The sequence below is a fragment of the Streptomyces hokutonensis genome (genome assembly GCF_042751305.1).
Taxonomy (GTDB): Bacteria; Actinomycetota; Actinomycetes; order Streptomycetales; family Streptomycetaceae; genus Streptomyces; species Streptomyces hokutonensis_A.
This window is the reverse complement of sequence record NZ_JBHYWD010000001.1, coordinates 1,051,494-1,068,800: the sequence shown is the minus strand read 5'-3', so window position 1 is coordinate 1,068,800 and position 17,307 is coordinate 1,051,494. Positions and strand designations below refer to the sequence as shown.

Below are 17,307 nucleotides of genomic sequence, written 5' to 3'. Positions count from 1 at the left end.
CCGGAACCCGGAAGGGACACCCCGCATGACAACGACCGACCCCCTGACCGCGACCGCGGAACGCGCCGCCGCCCTGCGGGAGTTGCTGCCCCCGGTGACCCGTCGTCGGACCCGGATCGGACTGGTGGCGGGCGGACTCGGCACCTACTGGCCGCAATTCCCCGACCTCCTTCCGCAGTTGCAGGAGTCGTCCGCCTATGTGGCCGACCGTTTCCAGCAGTTGGACGCGGAGGTGACCGACGTCGGCTTCGTCTCCGACGCGGTGGAGGGAGCGGCAGCGGCGGAGCAGCTGCGCTACGCGGACTGCGACTTGATCGTGCTGTTCCTGACGACCTACCTGACCTCGTCGATGGTGCTGCCGATCGCACAGCGCTCGCACACCCCCGTCCTGGTCATCGACCTCCAGCCGTCCGAGCGGATGGACCACGCCTCCTTCGACACGGGCGCCTGGCTCGCGTACTGCGGACAGTGCCCGGTGCCCGAGGTCGGCAATGTCTTCCGCCGGGCCGGCATCCCCTTCCGGTCGGTGTCGGGCTGGCTGCGCCAGGAGTCGGCCTGGCGGCGCATCGAGCAGTGGGTCCGGGCGGCCCGGGTCCGGGCCGCGCTCCGACACGCCCGGCACGGCCTGATGGGGCATCTGTATCCCGGCATGCTCGACGTGTCGACCGACCTGACGCTGCTCCCGGCGACCTTCGGCTCGCATGTCGAGGTGTTGGAGTTCGACGATCTACGGCAACGGGTGGAGCGGGTGAGCGAGGCCGAGACCCGTGAGCGGACGGCTCTCGCCCGGCGGATCTTCGCCGTGGACGACAGCGTGGTCGACGAGGACCTCGCGTGGGGAGCGACCGTCTCGGTCGCGCTCGACCGGCTCGTCGAGGACTTCGGCCTCGACACCCTCGCCTACTACCACCGCGGTCTCGACGGCGAACTGCACGAACGGCTCGGCGCCGGCATGATCCTGGGCGCCTCCCTGCTCACCGCCCGGGGTGTGCCGGCCGCCGGTGAGTACGAACTCCGCACCAGCCTGGCCCAGTTGGTGACGCAGAGCATCGGCGCCGGTGGCTCCTTCACCGAGATCCAGGCCCTCGACTTCGAGGACGGGGTCGTGGAGATGGGGCACGACGGGCCCGCGCACCTCGCGGTCGGCGCCCGTGACCCGCTGCTGCGCGGCCTGGGCGTCTACCACGGCAAGCGTGGGTGGGGCGTCAGCGTGGAGTTGGACGTCCAGCGCGGTCCCGTGACCCTGCTCGGCCTGGGCCAGGACGCCGACGGCTCCCTGTCGTTCATCACGTCCGAGGGCAGCGTCGTACCCGGACCGCTGCTCGCGATCGGCAACACCACCAGCCGCGTCGACTTCGGCCGCGATCCCGGCGAGTGGGTCGACGCGTGGAGCGCCACGGGCGTCGGCCATCACTGGTCCCTCGCCCTCGGCCACCACTCCGCCGACTTCCGCGCCGCCGCGTGCCTGCTGGGCATCGAACACCGGGAGGTGTGAGGGCGGCCGGGTCAGTAGGGCGCCTGGATGCTGTGGTTCGCCAGCGCCACGGAGTAGCGGGTCAGCAGCGCGTCGAGGCCCGCCAGCAGCAATCCCGCGGACTCCCCCGCCTCGGCGAGGTCGCCGCGCTCGCAGGCCTCGACCACCTCGGCCACATCGCTGCGGAGTATGTGCAGGGAGTCGCCCTGGATCAGCACACCGGGAAACCGGCGCCCGGGCAGACGGACCACGGCGTCGTTCCCGCCGTCAGTGAACAGCTCTACGTCAACGTGTTCCATGGCGCCATCCAACCGGACAGCACCGCCCGACATCAACGAAGTTGTACACAGCGCACTTTGAGCCCCCGCGCGACTCGTCCCGTCCTCGTCACGGTCGCGCGGATCCGCCGCCCGCCACACCGGCGTACGACCGCTTCCCCGACTGCCCGCCCCGGCCGCGCACCCAGAAGAACAGAACCACCGAGGACACCGCGGCGACCGCGCACCAGGTCGAGACGAACTCCAGCTCCCACAAGGTCCAGCAGATCAGCGCGCCGACCGTGACCAGGACCCCCAGCACCAGCAGCCCGCGGTCACCGGACAGCAGCAGCGAGCCGACCGTCGCCACGAGGTAGCCGGCGATGACCAGTTGGGGGTGGGCAAGGTCGACGACGTACCCGACGGTGTGGCCGCGGATCTCGGACGTCACCGGGTGCACGACGAGGGCGTAGGCGAGTGCCGCGGCCGTGGCCGCCCCGATCGCCAGCAGTACGGCGATCCGGGGCCGGGCCTGTGGTGGCGCGGCGCACCACACCCCCGCCGGGACCCATACCGCCAGCAGCGGCAGGGCGATGACGGCCCAGGTGACGGTGGCCGCGCCGGTGCCTCCGCCGGCGGCCCACACCAGCGATTCGACGATCTGGTGGACACCGAGCACCCACGGCAGGGCGGCCATGGGCAGATCGGCCGGCCGGCGGGTCCGGGCCACACAGGCCACCCCCACGGCGAGTACTCCGGCGCCCGCGACGAGATCGGCCTTCGCACTCCAGCACATCGCTCCCCCACGTGATCGGTCCGCGTCCGCCTGCGCCACCTTCACGCTACGTCTCCACCCCGCCGTGTGCCGGGTGACATCGCAGGCGCGGCGTGCCGTGATCACATACCCGCGCGCGCCCTTTCGATCCCCCGCCCGTTCAACGCACCCGTCCCCCGGCCCAGTTGACGGCCGGGCCCCGAAACCACCCCCGGCCTGCGCGCGAGCGTCCTCCCGTGATTGGCTGAGCCCGCCCACCGCACACCGTGCGCACGCACAGGAGGACATCGCAGCCATGAGCAACGCCTACACGTTCGAGTACAAGGTCGTCAGCTTCCGGGAGTCGCTGATCGGCGACGCGCTGGACGGCGACAAGCTGGAGAAGGTCCTGAACAAGCACGCCGAGGACGGCTGGGGCCTGAAGGCGATCACGGCCGCCGACGTCAAGGGCCGGATCGGTCCCGGCGCGGTCGAGGGCCTGCTCCTCACCTTCGAGCGGCCCCGCGCGTAGCGGCTGGAAACGGCGGCCGACCGGTGCCGGTGAGCGAGGCTCGGCTCGTCCAGCCGTAAGGCGGAGGAGGGCGTGCCGGGCTCCGCGTCTGCGGCATGATCCGTCCGGACAGGCCGGGAGCGGTCAGCGCCGGGGAGTCGTGGGCGGCGTACCGGGCCCCGGGATCTCCCCCGACCCGCGCGGGATCAGTTCGGTCGGCATGACGACCCGGCGCGGTGGTGACATGTCGCCGTGGATGCGGGCGAACAGCAGGTGCGCGGCGCTCGTCGCGAGGGCGACCGGGTCCTGCGCGATGACGGTGACCGGCGGGGTCAACTGCGCGGCCAGCGCGAAGTCGTCGAAGGCGATGAACGCGACGCCGGCGGGCAGCACCGGCAGTGCGCCCAGCGCGAGGACCTCGTTGCCCGCGAGTAGGGCCGTGGGCGGTTCGGGTGCGGAGAGGATCGCGGTGACGGCCCGGGCGGCGTCCGCGCCGGAGCCGAGTCCGTGCCGGGCGAGCGCCGGATCGGCGTCGATGCCCGCGGCGCTCAGGGCCGCCAGATAGCCGCGGTGGCGTTCGCCGAAGGTCCAGATCTCCTGCCTGTCGCCGAGGTAGCCGATCCGGCGGTGGCCGTACGCGACGAGATGGCGTACGGCCCGTTCCACCGCGCCGAAGTTGTCCACCACGACGGTGTCCACGTCCAGGCCCGGTGCAGCCCGGTCCACGCACACGATCTTCGTGCCCCGCGCCTGCGCCGGGCGCAGAAAGCGGTGGCTGCCCGCGGCCGGGGTGAGGATCAGTCCGTCGACGCGTCGGGCGGTGAAGGCCGCGACGACCTCTCGTTCGCGGTGCGGGTCGGCGCGGCTGGAGCCGATGAGGACCATGTTGCCGCGCCGGTGGGCGATGTCCTCGATGGCCGAGGCGACGGTGGCCATGAAGGGGTCGGCAACGTTGTCCACCATCAGTCCGATGGTCTGGCTCAACTGGTCCGTGCGGCGCAACTGCCGTGCCACGTCGTCGCGTTGATAGCCCAGTTTGCGGACCGCGGCCTCGACGCGAGCGGCGGTGCGGGGCGCCACGCCCGCCTCGCGGTTGACCACCCGGGACACCGTCATCACGCTCACGCCCGCCTCCGCGGCCACGTCTTTCATCCTGGGACGACCGGTCACGCCGCGTCCTCCAGATCTCGTCGCGCGCGACGAGACCGACGGCCGTCGGCGTGCGCCCGAACCGTGTCCGTCACGACCCTTGACGCCCACTCATGGGCCTCCCAGAATCGACGAACTGTTAACGATACCAACCAGAAAGCACAGCATGGCCTCTGCAAGGGAACCACTTCTCGCGGCACATGGTGTGGTCAAGCGTTTCGGCCATGTCCAGGCGCTCCAGGGCGCCGACTTCACGGCGTACGCCGGTGAGGTCGTCGCACTGATCGGTGACAACGGTGCCGGCAAGTCGACGTTGGTGAACGTACTTTCCGGTGTGCTCACCCCGGACGAGGGCGAAGTGCGCCTGGAGGGAGTGCCGGTCCGGTTCACGGGCCCGATGGACGCGCAACGGCACGGAGTCGAGACCGTCTACCAGGATCTTTCGCTGGCGCCCGATCTGGACGCGGCGGCCAATCTCTACCTCGGCAGGGAACTCGTGCGCGGGGGTCTGCTCGGCCGCCTGGGCGTGCTCGACCGGCCCACGATGCGGCGCGAGGCGATCGCGGCCTTCGGTGAACTGGGAGTCGAACTGAAAGATGTGACGGCTCCTGTGACAACGTTGTCGGGAGGGCAGCGGCAGTCGGTTGCCGTAGCCCGCGCGGTGGCCTTCGCCAACAAGGTCATCTTCATGGACGAGCCGACCGCCGCCCTGGGCGTCGTCCAGCGCGCCCGGGTTCTGGAGACCGTGCGCAGGGTCGCCGACCGGGGCATCTGCGTCGTCCTCATCAGCCACAACATGCCCGAGGTGCTGTCGGTCGCGGACCGGGTCGAGGTGCTGCGACTGGGCCGCCGGGTCGCCTCGTTCACCGCGGCCGACGCCACGATCGAGAAACTCGTCGGCGCCATGACCGGATCGCTGGACGAGCCCGCGCACAACGGGAACCTCGGCGCGACCGAAGCGGAGGACGGCCGATGAGCGCCAACAGCCAGGACATCAAGCCGGCGGCCAAGGCGCCGGACGTGTCCCCGTCCGACGGTGGAAGGTTCGCCGTACCCCCGTGGCTGCGACGGGCCGCCGGCATCAGCGAGTTGTGGACCTTCGTGATCCTTCTCGCGCTGGTCGCGTTCTTCACCATCGCGGCGCCGGGCAAGTTCTTCACGCAGTACGACCTCACGCAGATCGCCGTGAACGCGGCCATCTATCTTGTCCTCGGTGTCGGCATGACGTTCGTGATCATCACCGCGGGCATCGACCTGTCGATCGGCTCGGTGCTGGTGCTGGCGGCGGTCGCGGCGGGCGAGTACAACATCCACCACGGCGGACCCGCCTCCAGCTGGGGCACGGTCGCCGTCTGTGTCGTCATCGCCCTTGCGGTGGGCGCGGGTTGGGGCGCGTTGCAGGGGGCGGTGGTGGCGACCGGGAAGGTGCCCCCGCTGATCGTGACCCTGGGCGGTCTGGGCGCGGCGCTGGGCATCGCCGAACTCGCCACCGGCGGCCAGGACCCGGCGGGTGCCGCCGCCACCCACCTCCAGAACAGCCTGGGCTTCGGCAAGTTGGCCGGCATCCCGTGGATGGTGATCCTGGCCGCGGCGGTCACCGCCCTGTTCGGCGCGGTGCTCGGCGCCACGAGGTTCGGCAGCCACACCCTGGCGATCGGCTCCAACCCGACCGCCGTCCGGCGCGCGGGCATCCCGGTGGGCCGTCATCTGATCATGGTGTACGGCCTGATGGGCCTGCTGGCCGGTCTCGGCGCGGTGATGTGGCTGGCCTCGTACGGGACGACGTCCATCGCCGGGCACTCCACCGACAACCTGAAGGTGATCACCGCCGTGGTCCTCGGTGGCACCAGCCTGTTCGGCGGGCGGGGCTCCGTGCTCGGCACGGTGATCGGTGTGTTCATCCCCGCCGTGCTGACGACCGGGCTGATCGTCATCGGTGTGCAGCAGTACTGGCAGGACGTCGCCGTCGGTGTCGTCCTGGTCGCGGCCGTCTACATCGACCAGATGCGCCGGAAGACCCGAGAGCGTGCGTGACCCCCTCCCCGACCTTCGCCCCCACCCTCGTACGACTCTGGAGGACAGCCTTATGTCGAGCATTCGCATCACGCGCAAAGCACTGGTCGCCGCCGGCACCGTGCTGGTCCTGACCGGTGCCGCCGCCTGCAGTTCGTCGAGCGACAGCGGCGGTTCGGGGTCGAAGGGGGGTGCCTCCGGGAAGAAGGTCCGGCTGATCACCGGTGTGAAGAGCGACCCCTTCTACATCACCATGACCTGCGCGGCGCAGACCGAGGCCAAGGCCAAGGGCATGGACTTCTCGGCGGACGGTTCCGCGCAGTGGGACGTGTCGGTGCAGCGGCCCCTCCTCGACTCGGTGGCGGCCTCCCGGCCGGACGGGCTGCTGATCTCGCCGGTCGACGTCAGCGCGCTCACCCCGTCGCTCAAGCAGATCCAGTCGGCCGGGACCAAGGTCGCCCTCGTCGACACCACGGTGACCGATCCCTCGATCGGCATGACCCGGATCTCGTCGGACAACGAGAAGGGCGGCCGGGTGGCGGCCGACGCGCTCGCCAAGCTGATGAACGAGAAGGGCTCGGCGATCGTCATCAGCGTCAAACCCGGTGTCTCCACCACGGACGCCCGCATCAAGGGCTTCACCGAGGAGATGAAGAAGTACCCGGACATCAAGATGCTGCCCACGCTCTACGACAACGACCTGCCGGCGACCGCGGCCTCGCAGATCCAGTCGACGCTGGCGGCCCATCCCGACCTGGGCGGTGTCTTCGCGGGCAACACCAACACCGGTACCGGCATAGCCACGGGTCTCAAGCAGGCCGGCAAGCAGGGCACCGTGAAGGTCGCCGCGTTCGACGCCGAGCCGGACGAGGTCGCCTCCCTCAAGGCGGGCACCCTCCAGGTGCTGGTCGCGCAGGACCCGGCGGCGATCGGCAAGGAGGCCGTGGACCAGCTGGCCGCGGCCTTCGAGGGCAAGTCGGTCCAGAAGTCGATCGGCACCAACATGGTCGCCATCACCAAGGCGAACATGGACCAGCCCGAGATCAGCAAGTACTTCTACAAGGCGGGCTGCTGACCGGACCGCGACCACAGGTTCTGCCGGGCACTCCCGCGCTTCCGGGGTGCCCGGCAGAACTGCTCCAGGAGAGGGACTTTGCATGACCATGCGCGAGCGTGCATAATCTTCCTATGTCTAAGGTCCTCACCTCCCTCCCCACCGGCGAGCGCGTCGGCATCGCCTTCTCGGGCGGACTCGACACCTCCGTCGCGGTCGCCTGGATGCGCGACAAGGGTGCCGTCCCCTGCACCTACACCGCCGACATCGGCCAGTACGACGAGCCCGACATCGCCTCGGTGCCCGGCCGCGCGCAGGCCTACGGCGCCGAGATCGCGCGTCTGGTCGACTGCCGAGCGGCGCTGGTCGAGGAAGGTCTGGCCGCGCTGACCTGCGGGGCGTTCCACATCCGCTCCGGCGGGCGCGCCTATTTCAACACCACCCCGCTGGGCCGTGCCGTCACCGGCACCCTGCTGGTCCGGGCGATGCTCGAGGACGACGTCCAGATCTGGGGCGACGGCTCGACCTTCAAGGGCAACGACATCGAGCGGTTCTACCGCTACGGCCTGCTCGCCAACCCGCACCTGCGGATCTACAAGCCCTGGCTGGACGCGGACTTCGTGACCGAGCTCGGCGGCCGCAAGGAGATGTCGGAGTGGCTGCTCGCACACGAGCTGCCCTACCGCGACAGCACGGAGAAGGCGTACTCCACCGACGCCAACATCTGGGGTGCCACCCACGAGGCCAAGACGCTGGAGCACCTGGACACGGGCGTGGAGACCGTCGAGCCGATCATGGGCGTCCGCTTCTGGGACCCGTCGGTCGAGATCGCCACCGAGGACGTGACGATCGGTTTCGACCAGGGCCGCCCGGTGACGATCAACGGCAAGGAGTTCGCCTCCCCCGTCGACCTGGTGATGGAGGCCAACGCCATCGGCGGCCGCCACGGCCTGGGCATGTCCGACCAGATCGAGAACCGGATCATCGAGGCCAAGAGCCGCGGCATCTACGAGGCGCCCGGCATGGCCCTGCTGCACGCCGCCTACGAGCGCCTCGTGAACGCGATCCACAACGAGGACACCGTCGCCCAGTACCACAACGAGGGCCGGCGCCTGGGCCGCCTCATGTACGAGGGCCGCTGGCTGGACCCGCAGGCCCTGATGGTCCGGGAGTCCCTGCAGCGCTGGGTCGGCTCGGCGATCACCGGTGAGGTCACCCTGCGGCTGCGGCGCGGCGAGGACTACTCGCTGCTCGACACCACGGGCCCGGCGTTCAGCTACCACCCGGACAAGCTGTCGATGGAGCGCACCGAGGACTCGGCGTTCGGCCCGGTCGACCGGATCGGCCAGCTGACCATGCGCAACCTCGACATCGCCGACTCCCGCGCCAAGCTGGAGCAGTACGCCGTGCTCGGTCTGATCGGCAGCGGCAACGCGGCGATCGGCGCCGCGCAGGCCGCCGCGACCGGTCTCATCGGCAGCATGCCGGAGGGCGGCGCCGAGGCCATCGCCTCCCGTGGCGAGGTCTCCGAGGACGAGGCGCTGCTGGACCGCGCCGCGATGGAGTCCGGCACGGACTGACCGAACTCCGGGACACAGCACCGCCGTTGGGCCGGTTCGACGCGTTCGCCGTCGGGCCGGCCCTTCGTCGGTCGAAGTCAACACAGGGCCCGCGTAACCTTCCCCCGTGACCACAAGCGAGCCGGTCGGCATGAGTGTCGACGCGATGATCGATGACCTCCGGACCCTGGTCGAGGTCGAGTCCCCCTCCCGCGATCTGGACGCCTTGCGGAAGTCGGCCGAGACCGTCGCCGCCGTGATCGAGGGGCGGCTCGGCGGTCGGGCCGTACTCGTCGACAGTGAGGGCGGGCCGCACGTCCACTGGTCCGGCGGTGGCACACCCCGCGTGCTGATCCTCGGTCACCACGACACGGTGTTCCCGCTGGGCACCCTCGAACGCCGCCCGTTCGAGGTCGAGGACGGTCACGCCACCGGACCCGGTGTCTTCGACATGCTCGGCGGTCTGGTGCAGGCGGTCCACGGGCTGGCGTCGCTCGACGACCGGTCCGGCGTCGAGATCCTGGTGACCGCCGACGAGGAGGTCGGCTCCCACTCCTCCCGGGCCCTGATCGAGGAACGCGCGCTCGCCTGCGGTGCCGTGCTGGTGGTCGAGGGTGCCGCCGACGGCGGGGGCGTGAAGACCGGCCGCAAGGGCTGCGGCACCTTCGAGGTGTCCGTCGCGGGCCGGGCCTCGCACGCCGGGCTGGAGCCCGCCGCCGGGGTGAACGCGCTGGTCGAGGCGGCCCATCAGGTGCTGGCCATCGCGGAGTTGGGGCGGCCCGAGGTCGGTACGACGGTCACGCCGACCGTCGCGTCTGCGGGCACGCTGGACAACGTCGTACCGGCGGCGGCGACCGTCGTCGTGGACGTCCGCGTCGAGTCGGCCGAGGAGAAGGAGCGGATCGAGTCCGCGTTCGCGGCGCTGACCCCGTATCTGGACGAGGCCGTGATCACCGTACGGGGAAGTGTCGGCCGGCCGCCGATGCCCGAGTCGGCGGCGGCCGGCCTGTTCGCGGTGGCGCGGCGGCTGCTGCCCGGTCTGGAAGGCAGGGCGGTCGGTGGTGGCAGCGACGGCAACTTCACGGCCGCGCTGGGAGTGCCGACACTCGACGGGCTGGGCGCGGTCGGGGGCGGGGCGCATGCCGACCACGAGTATCTGGTCGTCGCGTCGATGGCCGAGCGGGCGTGGCTCGTCGCCGGGCTGGTGGACGCGATCCGGAGTGTTTGATCCCGGTCATGTCAGAACCGCTCGGACGGCATCAACCGACCGGCGAAGAGCCATACTTGACCATACGGGGCATTGTCCCGTCCTGGCCTGAATCGGGAGAGCGGCATCCGGTGAGCAGCATCAGCAAGGTGGCGGGCAAGGTCGAGGTACGGCTCCGCTGGGATCCCAGTCCCTGGGGCAGCCGGCCGTGCCGGCTGGACATCATCGCGGCGACCTACACGGCCGACGCCCCGCACGGACGTCCGGTGTACGTCGTCAACTCCGAGAGCCGCTCGCCGGACGGCACCATCAACATGAGCCGGCACAGCGAGACCGGTCAGGGGTACGGCGACATCGAGGTGATGGTGCTGGAACTCGACCGCCTGGCCGCGTCCTTCGGGCGGGTGGTCGTGGGGGTGGCGATCCATCAGAACGGCGGTGCCCGGATCTTCGGTGATCTGTCGCACGCCAGAACGCAGGTCGTGGAGGGGTACAAGGAGTTGCTGTCGGACGACTTCGCCAAGGTGAGCGGGTCCACCGCGGCGACCGTCGGGGAGTTCACCAAGGACGCCGCCGGGGACTGGGAGTTCCGCCCGATGGTGCGCGGGTTCGACAGCGAGCCGCTCGGCTTCAGTGCGGAGATGGGCAGCGTGCCTCAGGCCTGACCGGCCGGTCCGCTTTGAAGTGCGGGAGCAGCGCCACGGCGGTCGGCCGCCTGTGGCGCAGTTCGTGGACCAGGCCGAGGACGACGGCGGTGCCCACCGCGACGAGGTGCTCGCGGCCCGCCAGATTGGGCTTCACGATCGACTCCCACACCATCGAACCGCCGGTGAGGACGAACACGACGGGCGCCCGGCGGACGACGGCGAGATAGGTGAAGAGTCCTACGACGGCTGCGGACGGCCCGGTGTCGAGAACGTGCCCGATCTCGGGGCGCAGTCCGATGCCCCCGCAGCCGGGCCCGATCAGGAGCATGACGCGCACGGTGAGGGTGCCGGCCAGTGTGGTCGCGTAGGCGACGACCAGGGTACGGACCCGGCCCAGTGCCAGTTCGGCGAGCGCGAACGCCAGGAACAACTGGGTGATGCCGGCCCACACGGGCAGGTCCAGGGCGGGTACGTAAAGCGATATCGGGGTGCGCAGCAGGGCGAGCCACAGCGGCAGGTCGCCCTGGACGCCGCCGATGTCCCGGACGATCGCCGCGCCGCCCGGCCGCTGCGCCAGCGCGTGGAAGAAGATGACGCCGAAGGCGGCGACGAACGCCAGGGACATACCCGGCAGTCCGCGCCGCAGCAGCTGTCGTACGGGATCGACGACGATGCCCTGCCATTCACCCCGCAGTGTGCGCCAGATGAACACGCTCTCCCCACTCCCCCACCCTTGGACGAACACACGGATCGGAATCTAGCCCCCTGACGGGTCAGATGCGTCCCGGCTCGGGCCGGAGTGGTGTTGCGGCTCGCGGACGGTACACGTGGGGCTGATATTGAAGAGTGGGAAGTGTTCCCGACGGTTGGCCGACGACCGCAGTCAGTGGGAGGGCCGGTGCGTATCTCTGGTGATCTGGCCGGTTCCACCGCGGCCGACCCCGGGCAGCGGACCACGCCTCCACTCAGCTGGGCCGCGGTGGTGTTCTGGCTGGTCAGCATCACCGCACTGGTGGCATTGACCGGTATCGTCCTGGGCCGCGACACCCGGCCGGCCCCCTTCCTGGTGGTGCTGCCCGCGCTGATCGCCGGGCGCGGGACTGTGCGGCAGACCACTGTGGCGTCCGTGTGGGTGACGATCGTCATCGTCGGCTCCCTCTTCGACAGCCCGCTGCACACGGTGGGGGCGGACGCGGCGGTCATCGCCTTCGCCCTGGTGTTCAACAGCCTCAGCGTGGCGCGGGCGGCGCAGCGGATCCGCTGGGAGGGCGAGATCGCCCGGCTGCGCTCGGCGGCAGTGGCCCTGCAACGGCAGATCCTGCGCCCGTTCCCGCTGATGACCGACCAGTTGCTGGTCCACGGCCTGTACCGGCCGGTGGAGGAGGACAGCCGGGTGGGTGGCGACGTCTACGAGGTCGTCGCCTCCCCCTACGGCACCCGCGTCTTCATCGCCGACGTCCAGGGCAAGGGCCTCCAGGCGATCAGCGCGGCCTTCGCCGTACTGAGCGCCTTCCGCGAGGCCGCCGTGGCCGAGCCCACGCTCACCGCCGTGGTGGACGCCCTGGAGGAGGCGGTGCTACGGCACAACTCCTTCGCGGCGCAGACCGGTGAGCGGGAGCGGTTCGTGACGGCGATCGTCCTGGGCGTCGACGGCGAGCAGGAGGTCCAGGCGATCAACTGCGGTCATGTGGCGCCGCTGCTGCTGCGCGAGGAGCGGGCCGATCCGGTGCTGCGGCAGGAGCCGTGCGTCCCGCTGGGCCTGGACGCGCTGGCCCCCGAACCCCGTACCGTCGAGTGGTTCGCCTTCCCCGCCGACGGCACGCTCCTGCTCTGCACGGACGGCGTCACCGAGGCACGCGATCCGGCGGGGGCCTTCTACCCCCTTGAGGAGCGGGCGGCGGCCTGGGCCGATGTCCTCCCGAAGGACGTTCCGGCCACCGTCTACGGCGATCTGCGCCGCCATACGGCGGGAACGCCACGCGACGACACCGCGCTGCTGGTGCTGCGCCGCAGGGGCGACGCGGGCCTTCTCTGACTGAACGGGCCGGTCAGGGCCGGCCGCCCTGGCGGGGGTCGCCCGCGGTGAGGTGTTCGAGGACCTCGGCCAGTTCCTGGCAGGCCTGTTCCACCGAGAGTCTGGTGTTGCGCTGCTCGGTGATGACGGAGGAGAGCAGCAGGGCGGTGAGGGCCATCGTGCCGTTGAAGGCCTGGAGTTTCATCATCACCTCGACATGCGTCAGGTCGGCGAAGGGACCCGACTCCCGGGTCGCCGCGATGGTGGCCATCACGGAGGCGAACAGGGCGCACAGCATGCTGCCCGCGAACCGGAACCGCAGCGCGGCCCAGATCAGCATGGGATAGATCAGGAACAGCAGGCTGATGTGGCTGTGGGTGACCAGGGGGACGATGACGGCGATGGTGGCCGCCAGCAGCAGGGCCTCCTTCCAGCGGTGCAGGTCCAGCGGGAAGCGCACCGTACGCAGCATGAGCAGGAGCGGGGTGACGATGAGGACGCCCATCGCGTCGCCCACCCACCAGCCCAGCCAGACCGGCCAGAACGAGTGCGAGGCCAGCTTGTCGGTGACGAGGAGCAGGACGACCCCGCAGCTCGCGCTGATCAGCATCGCGGCCAGGGCGCCCAGGAACACCAGGGCGAGGCCGTCGCGGAGTCTGCCGAGGTCGGTGCGGAAGCCCACCCGGCGCAGCATCAGACAGGCGCAGACGGGGGCCACGGTGTTGCCGGCGAGGACGACGAGCGCGGTCGGGTGGAGCGAGGTGAGGGACATGATCACGAAGAGGATGCCGAGGGCGATGCCGGGCCAGACCCGCAGCCCGAAGATCAGCAGGGCGGCGACCGCTACGCCGGTGGGAGGGTAGATCGGGGTGAACACGGCTCCTTCGACCACGAGCTCACGGAGCAGACCGAGCCGTCCCGCCGCGAAGTAGCAGCCGGCGACGGCCAGCGTCAGGAGTGCGTACCCGGCCGGTCGCCGCAGATCATCGAAACCCACCACAGCTGCCATCAGACACCGACCCCGCCCTGTCGGCGAGGCGAGCGACGGCGGCCGGACCTATGGGCCGGTCTCGGGCGCGTCGTGTCCCACGACCAGGACGGCCGCGTCGTCCTCGTGCCCCACACGCTCGGCTCCCTTGATCACAGCGGCCGCGAGCGAGCCCGCCTCCATGCCTGCCACGGCGGCGATTCCGGCGAGGCGCATCACCTGGTCGAGGCCTTCGTCGACGCTCATGGAGGGGCCCTCCACCACGCCGTCGGTGACCAGGACGAAGACTCCGCCGGCGGTGAGCCGGTGCTCGGTCACCGGGTAGCGCTGTCCGGCGACGATGCCGAGCGGGGGCCCGCCCTCGTCGTCGGCGATGCCGCACCGGCCGTCGGCGGTGGCCCAGACGGAGGGTATGTGTCCGGCCCGCGCGCTCTCCAGCACCCCGGTGGCCGGGTCGAGCCGTACGAAGGTGCAGGTCGCGAAGAGTTCGGTGCCCAGCGACAGGAGCAGGTCGTTGGTCAGGGCGAGGAGTTCGCCGGGTTCGCTGGTGACGGAGGCGAGGGCGCGCAGACCGACCCGGACCTGCCCCATGAACGCGGCGGCCTCGATGTTGTGGCCCTGGACGTCGCCGATCGACAGGCCTATGCGCCCGTCGGGCATGGTGAAGGCGTCGTACCAGTCACCGCCCACGTTGAGGCCGTGGTTGGCGGGCGAGTACTTGACCGCCAGGTGGAACCGGGGGGTGACGGGCATGTCTCCGGGCAGCATGCCGCGTTGCAGGGCTACGGCCAGTTGCAGCAGGGAGCGCTGCAGCTCCGCCCGCTCGCGCGCCTGGGCGGTCAGCGTCCCGAGCCTGGCCAGCAGCTCGTCGCCGTCGTCCGTGGGGCGTATCCGGGACATCGACCACTCCAAAGGGGGTTGGTACCGCTATAAGCATAAAGAACCGATTTTCCTCCTCCCGGAGTGTGAAGACGGGGACGGTACGGCAAAGGCCCGGCCACCGCCGAAGCGGGGCCGGGCCGATGGGTCGTATGCGCTGGGTCAGCCCTGGCGGGCCTTGAAGCGCGGGTCCTTCTTGTTGATGACGAACGTCACACCGCGGCGGCGGACCACCTGCGCGCCGGGCTTGGCCTTCAGCGAGCGCAGGGACTTGCGGACCTTCATGACTTCCTCCCGTAGCGGCGCTCGAAGCGCTCCACCCGGCCGGCGGTGTCCACGACCCGCGTGTTGCCGGTGTAGAAGGGGTGGCTGGCCGACGAGATCTCGACGTCGATCAGCGGGTAGGTGTTCCCGTCCGCCCACTCGATCGTGCGCGCGGACCGCGCGGTCGAGGTGGCGAGGAACGCGGTGTCCGCGGCGCGGTCGCGGAAGACGACCGGACGGGACACGGGGTGGATGCCAGACCTCATGGTGTTTCCTTCCTCAGGCCGTCCCCGGAGGGACGGCCGCTCTGCGGGGTTCAACGCTGTTCGCGGAATTCGACGTGCTCGCCGGCGACCGGGTCGTACTTGCGAAGGACCAGCCGGTCGGGGTCGTTGCGACGGTTCTTGCGTGTCACGTAGGTGACGCCGGTCCCGGCCGTCGACCTGAGGGTGACGACGGGACGGTTCGTTGCGCGTGCCATGAGGACCTCCTTCCGCCCACATCCCGGGATCTTGTCCCGAGCATGTCAGCTACATGCGTTCCAACACCGGCACCCCTCGGCGCATTCCCGCCGCCTAGACCCGTAGCGCGGCCTTCTGCCGGGCCGCCCGTACGGCCTGGGAGAGGCCCTCGATGTCGTAGGCGCCGTAGTGCCGACGGCCGTTCACGAAGAAGGTGGGAGTGCCCGCCACCCCGCTGAGGTCGGCCGACTCGACGTCCTCGGCGACATGACCTGCCCCGGCGTGGGCCCGCATGTCGCGTTCGAAGCGGGCGATGTCCAGGCCGATCTGTTCGGCGTAGCCCCGCAGATCCTTGAGGCGCAGGGCGCCCTGGTGGCTGAGGAGCAGGTCGTGCATGGCCCAGTAGCCGCCCTGGAGCGCTGCGGCCTCCGCGGCCTCCGCGGCGAGCTGGGCGTGCAGGTGGACGTCGGTGAGCGGGAGGTGCCGCCACACGTAGCGCACCTCGCCCCCGAAGTCGCCGAGCAGTTCACGGACGACCGGCTCGGCCTGGCCGCAGTACGGGCACTCGTAGTCGCCGTACTCCACGACGGTCACCGGGGCGTGCCGCGGGCCGCGCAGGTGGTCGCGGTCGGGGTCGACGGGGACGGACAGGTCCACGATGGTCTCCGCCCGGCCGAACAGCACCCTGGGCCTGATCTGCGGCGGCAGCAGTCCGATCACCGCGGTGACCAGCCGGGATACCAGGAACGAGCCGACGACGGCGCTGAGGATGCCCGTCTTCGCGTCCTCCAGGGTGGTCCCGTCGAAGGCGAGCGTCGCGATCAGCAGGGAGACGGTGAAGCCGACGCCCGCCAGGGTGCCGCCCGTCGTCACGGCGCCCCAGCCGACCGGCGGCCGGACCCGGCCCCGGGACAGGACGCTGGTCAGCGCCGTCGAGGCGATGATGCCGAGCGGCTTGCCGACGACGTACCCGATGAGGATGCCCAGCCCGACGGGCGAGGTGAAGGCTCTCGCCAGTTGCTCCCCGCTGATCTGCAGTCCGGCGTTGGCCAGCGCGAACAGCGGGACCACGACATAGCTCGCCCACGGGTGGTAGATGCGCTGGAGGCGGTCGTTCGGGGAGATGGACGCGGCGATACCGGCCCGCACGTCGCGTTCCAGTTCGGGGGTGGGCTGTTCGCGGAAGAGCCGGAACAGTCCGGTGGCGCGTTCCAGGTCGTCGCGTCCCGCCGGGTAGGCGAAGGTGATCAGCCCCATGGCGAGCCCGATGACGACAGGGTCCACGCCCGACTTGAGCAGCGCGACCCAGGCGACGACCCCGAGCAGCGCGTACACGGGTCCCCGGCGCACCTGGAACCGGCGGAGCACGATGACGACGGCGAACATGGCCACCGCGACCAGGAGCGCCGGTACGGCGATGTGGTCGCTGTAGAAGACGGCGATCACCACGAGCGCCAGGAAGTCGTCGACGACGGTGATCGTGAGGAGGAAGACGCGCAGTCCCGGCGGCATGTCCCGGCCCACGACGGCCAGCATGCCGAGCGCGAACGCCGTGTCGGTGGACATCGCCGCGCCCCAGCCGCCCGCCGTGCCGTGGCCGGCGTTGATCGCCAGGTAGATACCGATCGGCACCAGCATGCCGCTCAGGCCCGCGACGAGCGGCAGGGCCAGTCGCTTGCGTTCGCGCAGCTCGCCCATGTCGAACTCGCGGCGCGCCTCCAGGCCGACGACGAGGAAGAACAGCGTCATCAGCCCGCTGTTGACCCACTCCCGCAGATCGAGGGAGACCCCGTGCGCGCCGAGCCGGACGGAGAGGTGGGTCCCCCAGAACGACTCGTACGCCGACGGCGCGGCATTGGCCCAGACGAGGGCGACCAGCGCCGCCGCCACGAGGACGGCGGCGCTTCCGGTCTCGGTCCGCAGGAAGTCGCGCAGCGGGGTGCGGGCTTCGTCGCCGCACGACGTCTGCCCCGTGTAGTCGGTGGCTTCGAGGGACATACGGGGTTCAACTCCACCTGGCGTCGTGACTCACGTGTCGGCCCAACACCGGCCGCCCCACCGTTCATTCCGGCCACG

At 70.7% G+C, this 17,307-nt stretch carries 19 protein-coding genes; 9 read left to right on the top strand and 10 right to left on the bottom strand.

Going from position 1 to position 17,307, the window contains the following annotated elements:
• The first annotated feature begins 25 nt into the window (after window positions 1-25).
• Window positions 26-1,495: an arabinose isomerase gene (locus tag ACFXC1_RS04955; RefSeq protein ID WP_381238810.1), complete on the top strand. Its 1,470-nt coding sequence runs from the start codon at window positions 26-28 to the stop codon at window positions 1,493-1,495.
• 11 nt (window positions 1,496-1,506) lie between these two features.
• On the opposite strand, the gene ACFXC1_RS04950 is transcribed toward ACFXC1_RS04955, so the two are convergent.
• Together ACFXC1_RS04950 and ACFXC1_RS04945 are read right to left on the bottom strand one after the other, a co-directional pair.
• Entirely contained in the window at window positions 1,507-1,773 is a 267-nt protein-coding gene (locus ACFXC1_RS04950) for a DUF6959 family protein (protein ID WP_362980418.1), read from the bottom strand.
• Between the two features lie 88 nt (window positions 1,774-1,861).
• Window positions 1,862-2,527, bottom strand: a complete 666-nt coding sequence (locus ACFXC1_RS04945) for a DUF6629 family protein (protein WP_381239463.1) — start codon at window positions 2,525-2,527, stop codon at window positions 1,862-1,864.
• 274 nt (window positions 2,528-2,801) lie between these two features.
• Between ACFXC1_RS04945 and ACFXC1_RS04940 the strand changes: the two genes are divergently transcribed.
• Window positions 2,802-3,017, top strand: coding sequence for a DUF4177 domain-containing protein (locus ACFXC1_RS04940; protein WP_329264014.1), 216 nt, complete (start codon window positions 2,802-2,804; stop codon window positions 3,015-3,017).
• A 123-nt stretch (window positions 3,018-3,140) separates the two neighbouring features.
• Here the strand turns inward: ACFXC1_RS04940 and ACFXC1_RS04935 are convergent, their stop codons facing one another.
• Entirely contained in the window at window positions 3,141-4,166 is a 1,026-nt protein-coding gene (locus ACFXC1_RS04935; RefSeq protein WP_381238807.1) for a LacI family DNA-binding transcriptional regulator, read from the bottom strand.
• 145 nt (window positions 4,167-4,311) lie between these two features.
• Here ACFXC1_RS04935 and ACFXC1_RS04930 point away from each other — a divergent pair, with 145 nt between their 5' ends.
• The 6 genes from ACFXC1_RS04930 (at window position 4,312) to ACFXC1_RS04905 (ending at window position 10,643) form a co-directional block, all read left to right on the top strand.
• Window positions 4,312-5,121 carry an ATP-binding cassette domain-containing protein gene (locus ACFXC1_RS04930; RefSeq protein WP_381238804.1) on the top strand — a complete coding sequence of 270 codons (810 nt, stop codon included), beginning with the start codon at window positions 4,312-4,314 and terminating at the stop codon, window positions 5,119-5,121.
• On the top strand, window positions 5,118-6,179 hold the full coding sequence (locus tag ACFXC1_RS04925) for an ABC transporter permease (RefSeq protein ID WP_381238801.1): 1,062 nt from the start codon (window positions 5,118-5,120) through the stop codon (window positions 6,177-6,179). The genes ACFXC1_RS04930 and ACFXC1_RS04925 overlap by 4 nt, the downstream gene beginning before the upstream one ends.
• Window positions 6,180-6,231: 52 nt before the next feature.
• Window positions 6,232-7,233: an ABC transporter substrate-binding protein gene (locus ACFXC1_RS04920; protein ID WP_381238799.1), complete on the top strand. Its 1,002-nt coding sequence runs from the start codon at window positions 6,232-6,234 to the stop codon at window positions 7,231-7,233.
• A gap of 113 nt (window positions 7,234-7,346) precedes the next feature.
• Window positions 7,347-8,792 carry an argininosuccinate synthase gene (gene argG, locus ACFXC1_RS04915; protein WP_381238796.1) on the top strand — a complete coding sequence of 482 codons (1,446 nt, stop codon included), beginning with the start codon at window positions 7,347-7,349 and terminating at the stop codon, window positions 8,790-8,792.
• A gap of 130 nt (window positions 8,793-8,922) precedes the next feature.
• Window positions 8,923-9,999, top strand: coding sequence for a M20/M25/M40 family metallo-hydrolase (locus ACFXC1_RS04910; RefSeq protein ID WP_381239460.1), 1,077 nt, complete (start codon window positions 8,923-8,925; stop codon window positions 9,997-9,999).
• Window positions 10,000-10,109: 110 nt separating this feature from the next.
• Window positions 10,110-10,643, top strand: coding sequence for a TerD family protein (locus tag ACFXC1_RS04905; protein WP_381238793.1), 534 nt, complete (start codon window positions 10,110-10,112; stop codon window positions 10,641-10,643).
• Here the strand turns inward: ACFXC1_RS04905 and ACFXC1_RS04900 are convergent.
• A complete protein-coding gene (locus ACFXC1_RS04900) occupies window positions 10,609-11,337 on the bottom strand; it encodes a hypothetical protein (RefSeq protein WP_381238791.1) in 729 nt (242 codons plus the stop codon). The two genes, ACFXC1_RS04905 and ACFXC1_RS04900, sit on opposite strands and share 35 nt — an antisense overlap.
• 186 nt (window positions 11,338-11,523) lie before the next feature.
• On the opposite strand from ACFXC1_RS04900, the gene ACFXC1_RS04895 reads away from it, so the two are divergent.
• Window positions 11,524-12,660: a PP2C family protein-serine/threonine phosphatase gene (locus ACFXC1_RS04895; RefSeq protein WP_381238788.1), complete on the top strand. Its 1,137-nt coding sequence runs from the start codon at window positions 11,524-11,526 to the stop codon at window positions 12,658-12,660.
• Window positions 12,661-12,673: 13 nt separating this feature from the next.
• On the opposite strand, the gene ACFXC1_RS04890 is transcribed toward ACFXC1_RS04895, so the two are convergent.
• From ACFXC1_RS04890 to nhaA, 6 genes are all read right to left on the bottom strand, one after another.
• A complete protein-coding gene (locus ACFXC1_RS04890; RefSeq protein ID WP_381238785.1) occupies window positions 12,674-13,648 on the bottom strand; it encodes an MASE1 domain-containing protein in 975 nt (324 codons plus the stop codon).
• A gap of 48 nt (window positions 13,649-13,696) precedes the next feature.
• The gene (locus ACFXC1_RS04885; protein ID WP_381238783.1) at window positions 13,697-14,527 is read right to left on the bottom strand and encodes a PP2C family protein-serine/threonine phosphatase; all 831 of its coding nucleotides are present in this window, start codon (window positions 14,525-14,527) and stop codon (window positions 13,697-13,699) included.
• 141 nt (window positions 14,528-14,668) lie between these two features.
• On the bottom strand, window positions 14,669-14,791 hold the full coding sequence (ykgO, locus tag ACFXC1_RS04880) for a type B 50S ribosomal protein L36 (RefSeq protein WP_006130958.1): 123 nt from the start codon (window positions 14,789-14,791) through the stop codon (window positions 14,669-14,671).
• Complete coding sequence (locus tag ACFXC1_RS04875; RefSeq protein WP_381238780.1) at window positions 14,788-15,036, bottom strand: type B 50S ribosomal protein L31; 249 nt, start codon at window positions 15,034-15,036, stop codon at window positions 14,788-14,790. Before ACFXC1_RS04875 ends, ykgO begins: the two co-directional genes overlap by 4 nt.
• 50 nt (window positions 15,037-15,086) lie before the next feature.
• Window positions 15,087-15,251 carry a 50S ribosomal protein L33 gene (gene rpmG, locus ACFXC1_RS04870; protein WP_381238778.1) on the bottom strand — a complete coding sequence of 55 codons (165 nt, stop codon included), beginning with the start codon at window positions 15,249-15,251 and terminating at the stop codon, window positions 15,087-15,089.
• 94 nt (window positions 15,252-15,345) lie between these two features.
• On the bottom strand, window positions 15,346-17,229 hold the full coding sequence (gene nhaA, locus ACFXC1_RS04865; RefSeq protein ID WP_381238775.1) for a Na+/H+ antiporter NhaA: 1,884 nt from the start codon (window positions 17,227-17,229) through the stop codon (window positions 15,346-15,348).
• Window positions 17,230-17,307: the final 78 nt, after the last annotated feature.

What these genes read in the sequence shown, in the direction of transcription:
- ACFXC1_RS04940 (WP_329264014.1), top strand. Translation starts at nt 2,802, where the DNA reads ATGAGCAACGCCTACACGTTCGAGTACAAGGTCGTCAGCTTCCGGGAG.
- ACFXC1_RS04875 (WP_381238780.1), bottom strand. Translation starts at nt 15,036, where the DNA reads ATGAGGTCTGGCATCCACCCCGTGTCCCGTCCGGTCGTCTTCCGCGAC.
- ACFXC1_RS04920 (WP_381238799.1), top strand. Translation starts at nt 6,232, where the DNA reads ATGTCGAGCATTCGCATCACGCGCAAAGCACTGGTCGCCGCCGGCACC.
- ykgO (WP_006130958.1), bottom strand. Translation starts at nt 14,791, where the DNA reads ATGAAGGTCCGCAAGTCCCTGCGCTCGCTGAAGGCCAAGCCCGGCGCG.
- argG (WP_381238796.1), top strand. Translation starts at nt 7,347, where the DNA reads ATGTCTAAGGTCCTCACCTCCCTCCCCACCGGCGAGCGCGTCGGCATC.
- nhaA (WP_381238775.1), bottom strand. Translation starts at nt 17,229, where the DNA reads ATGTCCCTCGAAGCCACCGACTACACGGGGCAGACGTCGTGCGGCGAC.
- ACFXC1_RS04925 (WP_381238801.1), top strand. Translation starts at nt 5,118, where the DNA reads ATGAGCGCCAACAGCCAGGACATCAAGCCGGCGGCCAAGGCGCCGGAC.
- ACFXC1_RS04910 (WP_381239460.1), top strand. Translation starts at nt 8,923, where the DNA reads ATGAGTGTCGACGCGATGATCGATGACCTCCGGACCCTGGTCGAGGTC.
- ACFXC1_RS04930 (WP_381238804.1), top strand. Translation starts at nt 4,312, where the DNA reads ATGGCCTCTGCAAGGGAACCACTTCTCGCGGCACATGGTGTGGTCAAG.
- ACFXC1_RS04955 (WP_381238810.1), top strand. Translation starts at nt 26, where the DNA reads ATGACAACGACCGACCCCCTGACCGCGACCGCGGAACGCGCCGCCGCC.
- ACFXC1_RS04950 (WP_362980418.1), bottom strand. Translation starts at nt 1,773, where the DNA reads ATGGAACACGTTGACGTAGAGCTGTTCACTGACGGCGGGAACGACGCC.
- rpmG (WP_381238778.1), bottom strand. Translation starts at nt 15,251, where the DNA reads ATGGCACGCGCAACGAACCGTCCCGTCGTCACCCTCAGGTCGACGGCC.
- ACFXC1_RS04885 (WP_381238783.1), bottom strand. Translation starts at nt 14,527, where the DNA reads ATGTCCCGGATACGCCCCACGGACGACGGCGACGAGCTGCTGGCCAGG.
- ACFXC1_RS04890 (WP_381238785.1), bottom strand. Translation starts at nt 13,648, where the DNA reads ATGGCAGCTGTGGTGGGTTTCGATGATCTGCGGCGACCGGCCGGGTAC.
- ACFXC1_RS04945 (WP_381239463.1), bottom strand. Translation starts at nt 2,527, where the DNA reads ATGTGCTGGAGTGCGAAGGCCGATCTCGTCGCGGGCGCCGGAGTACTC.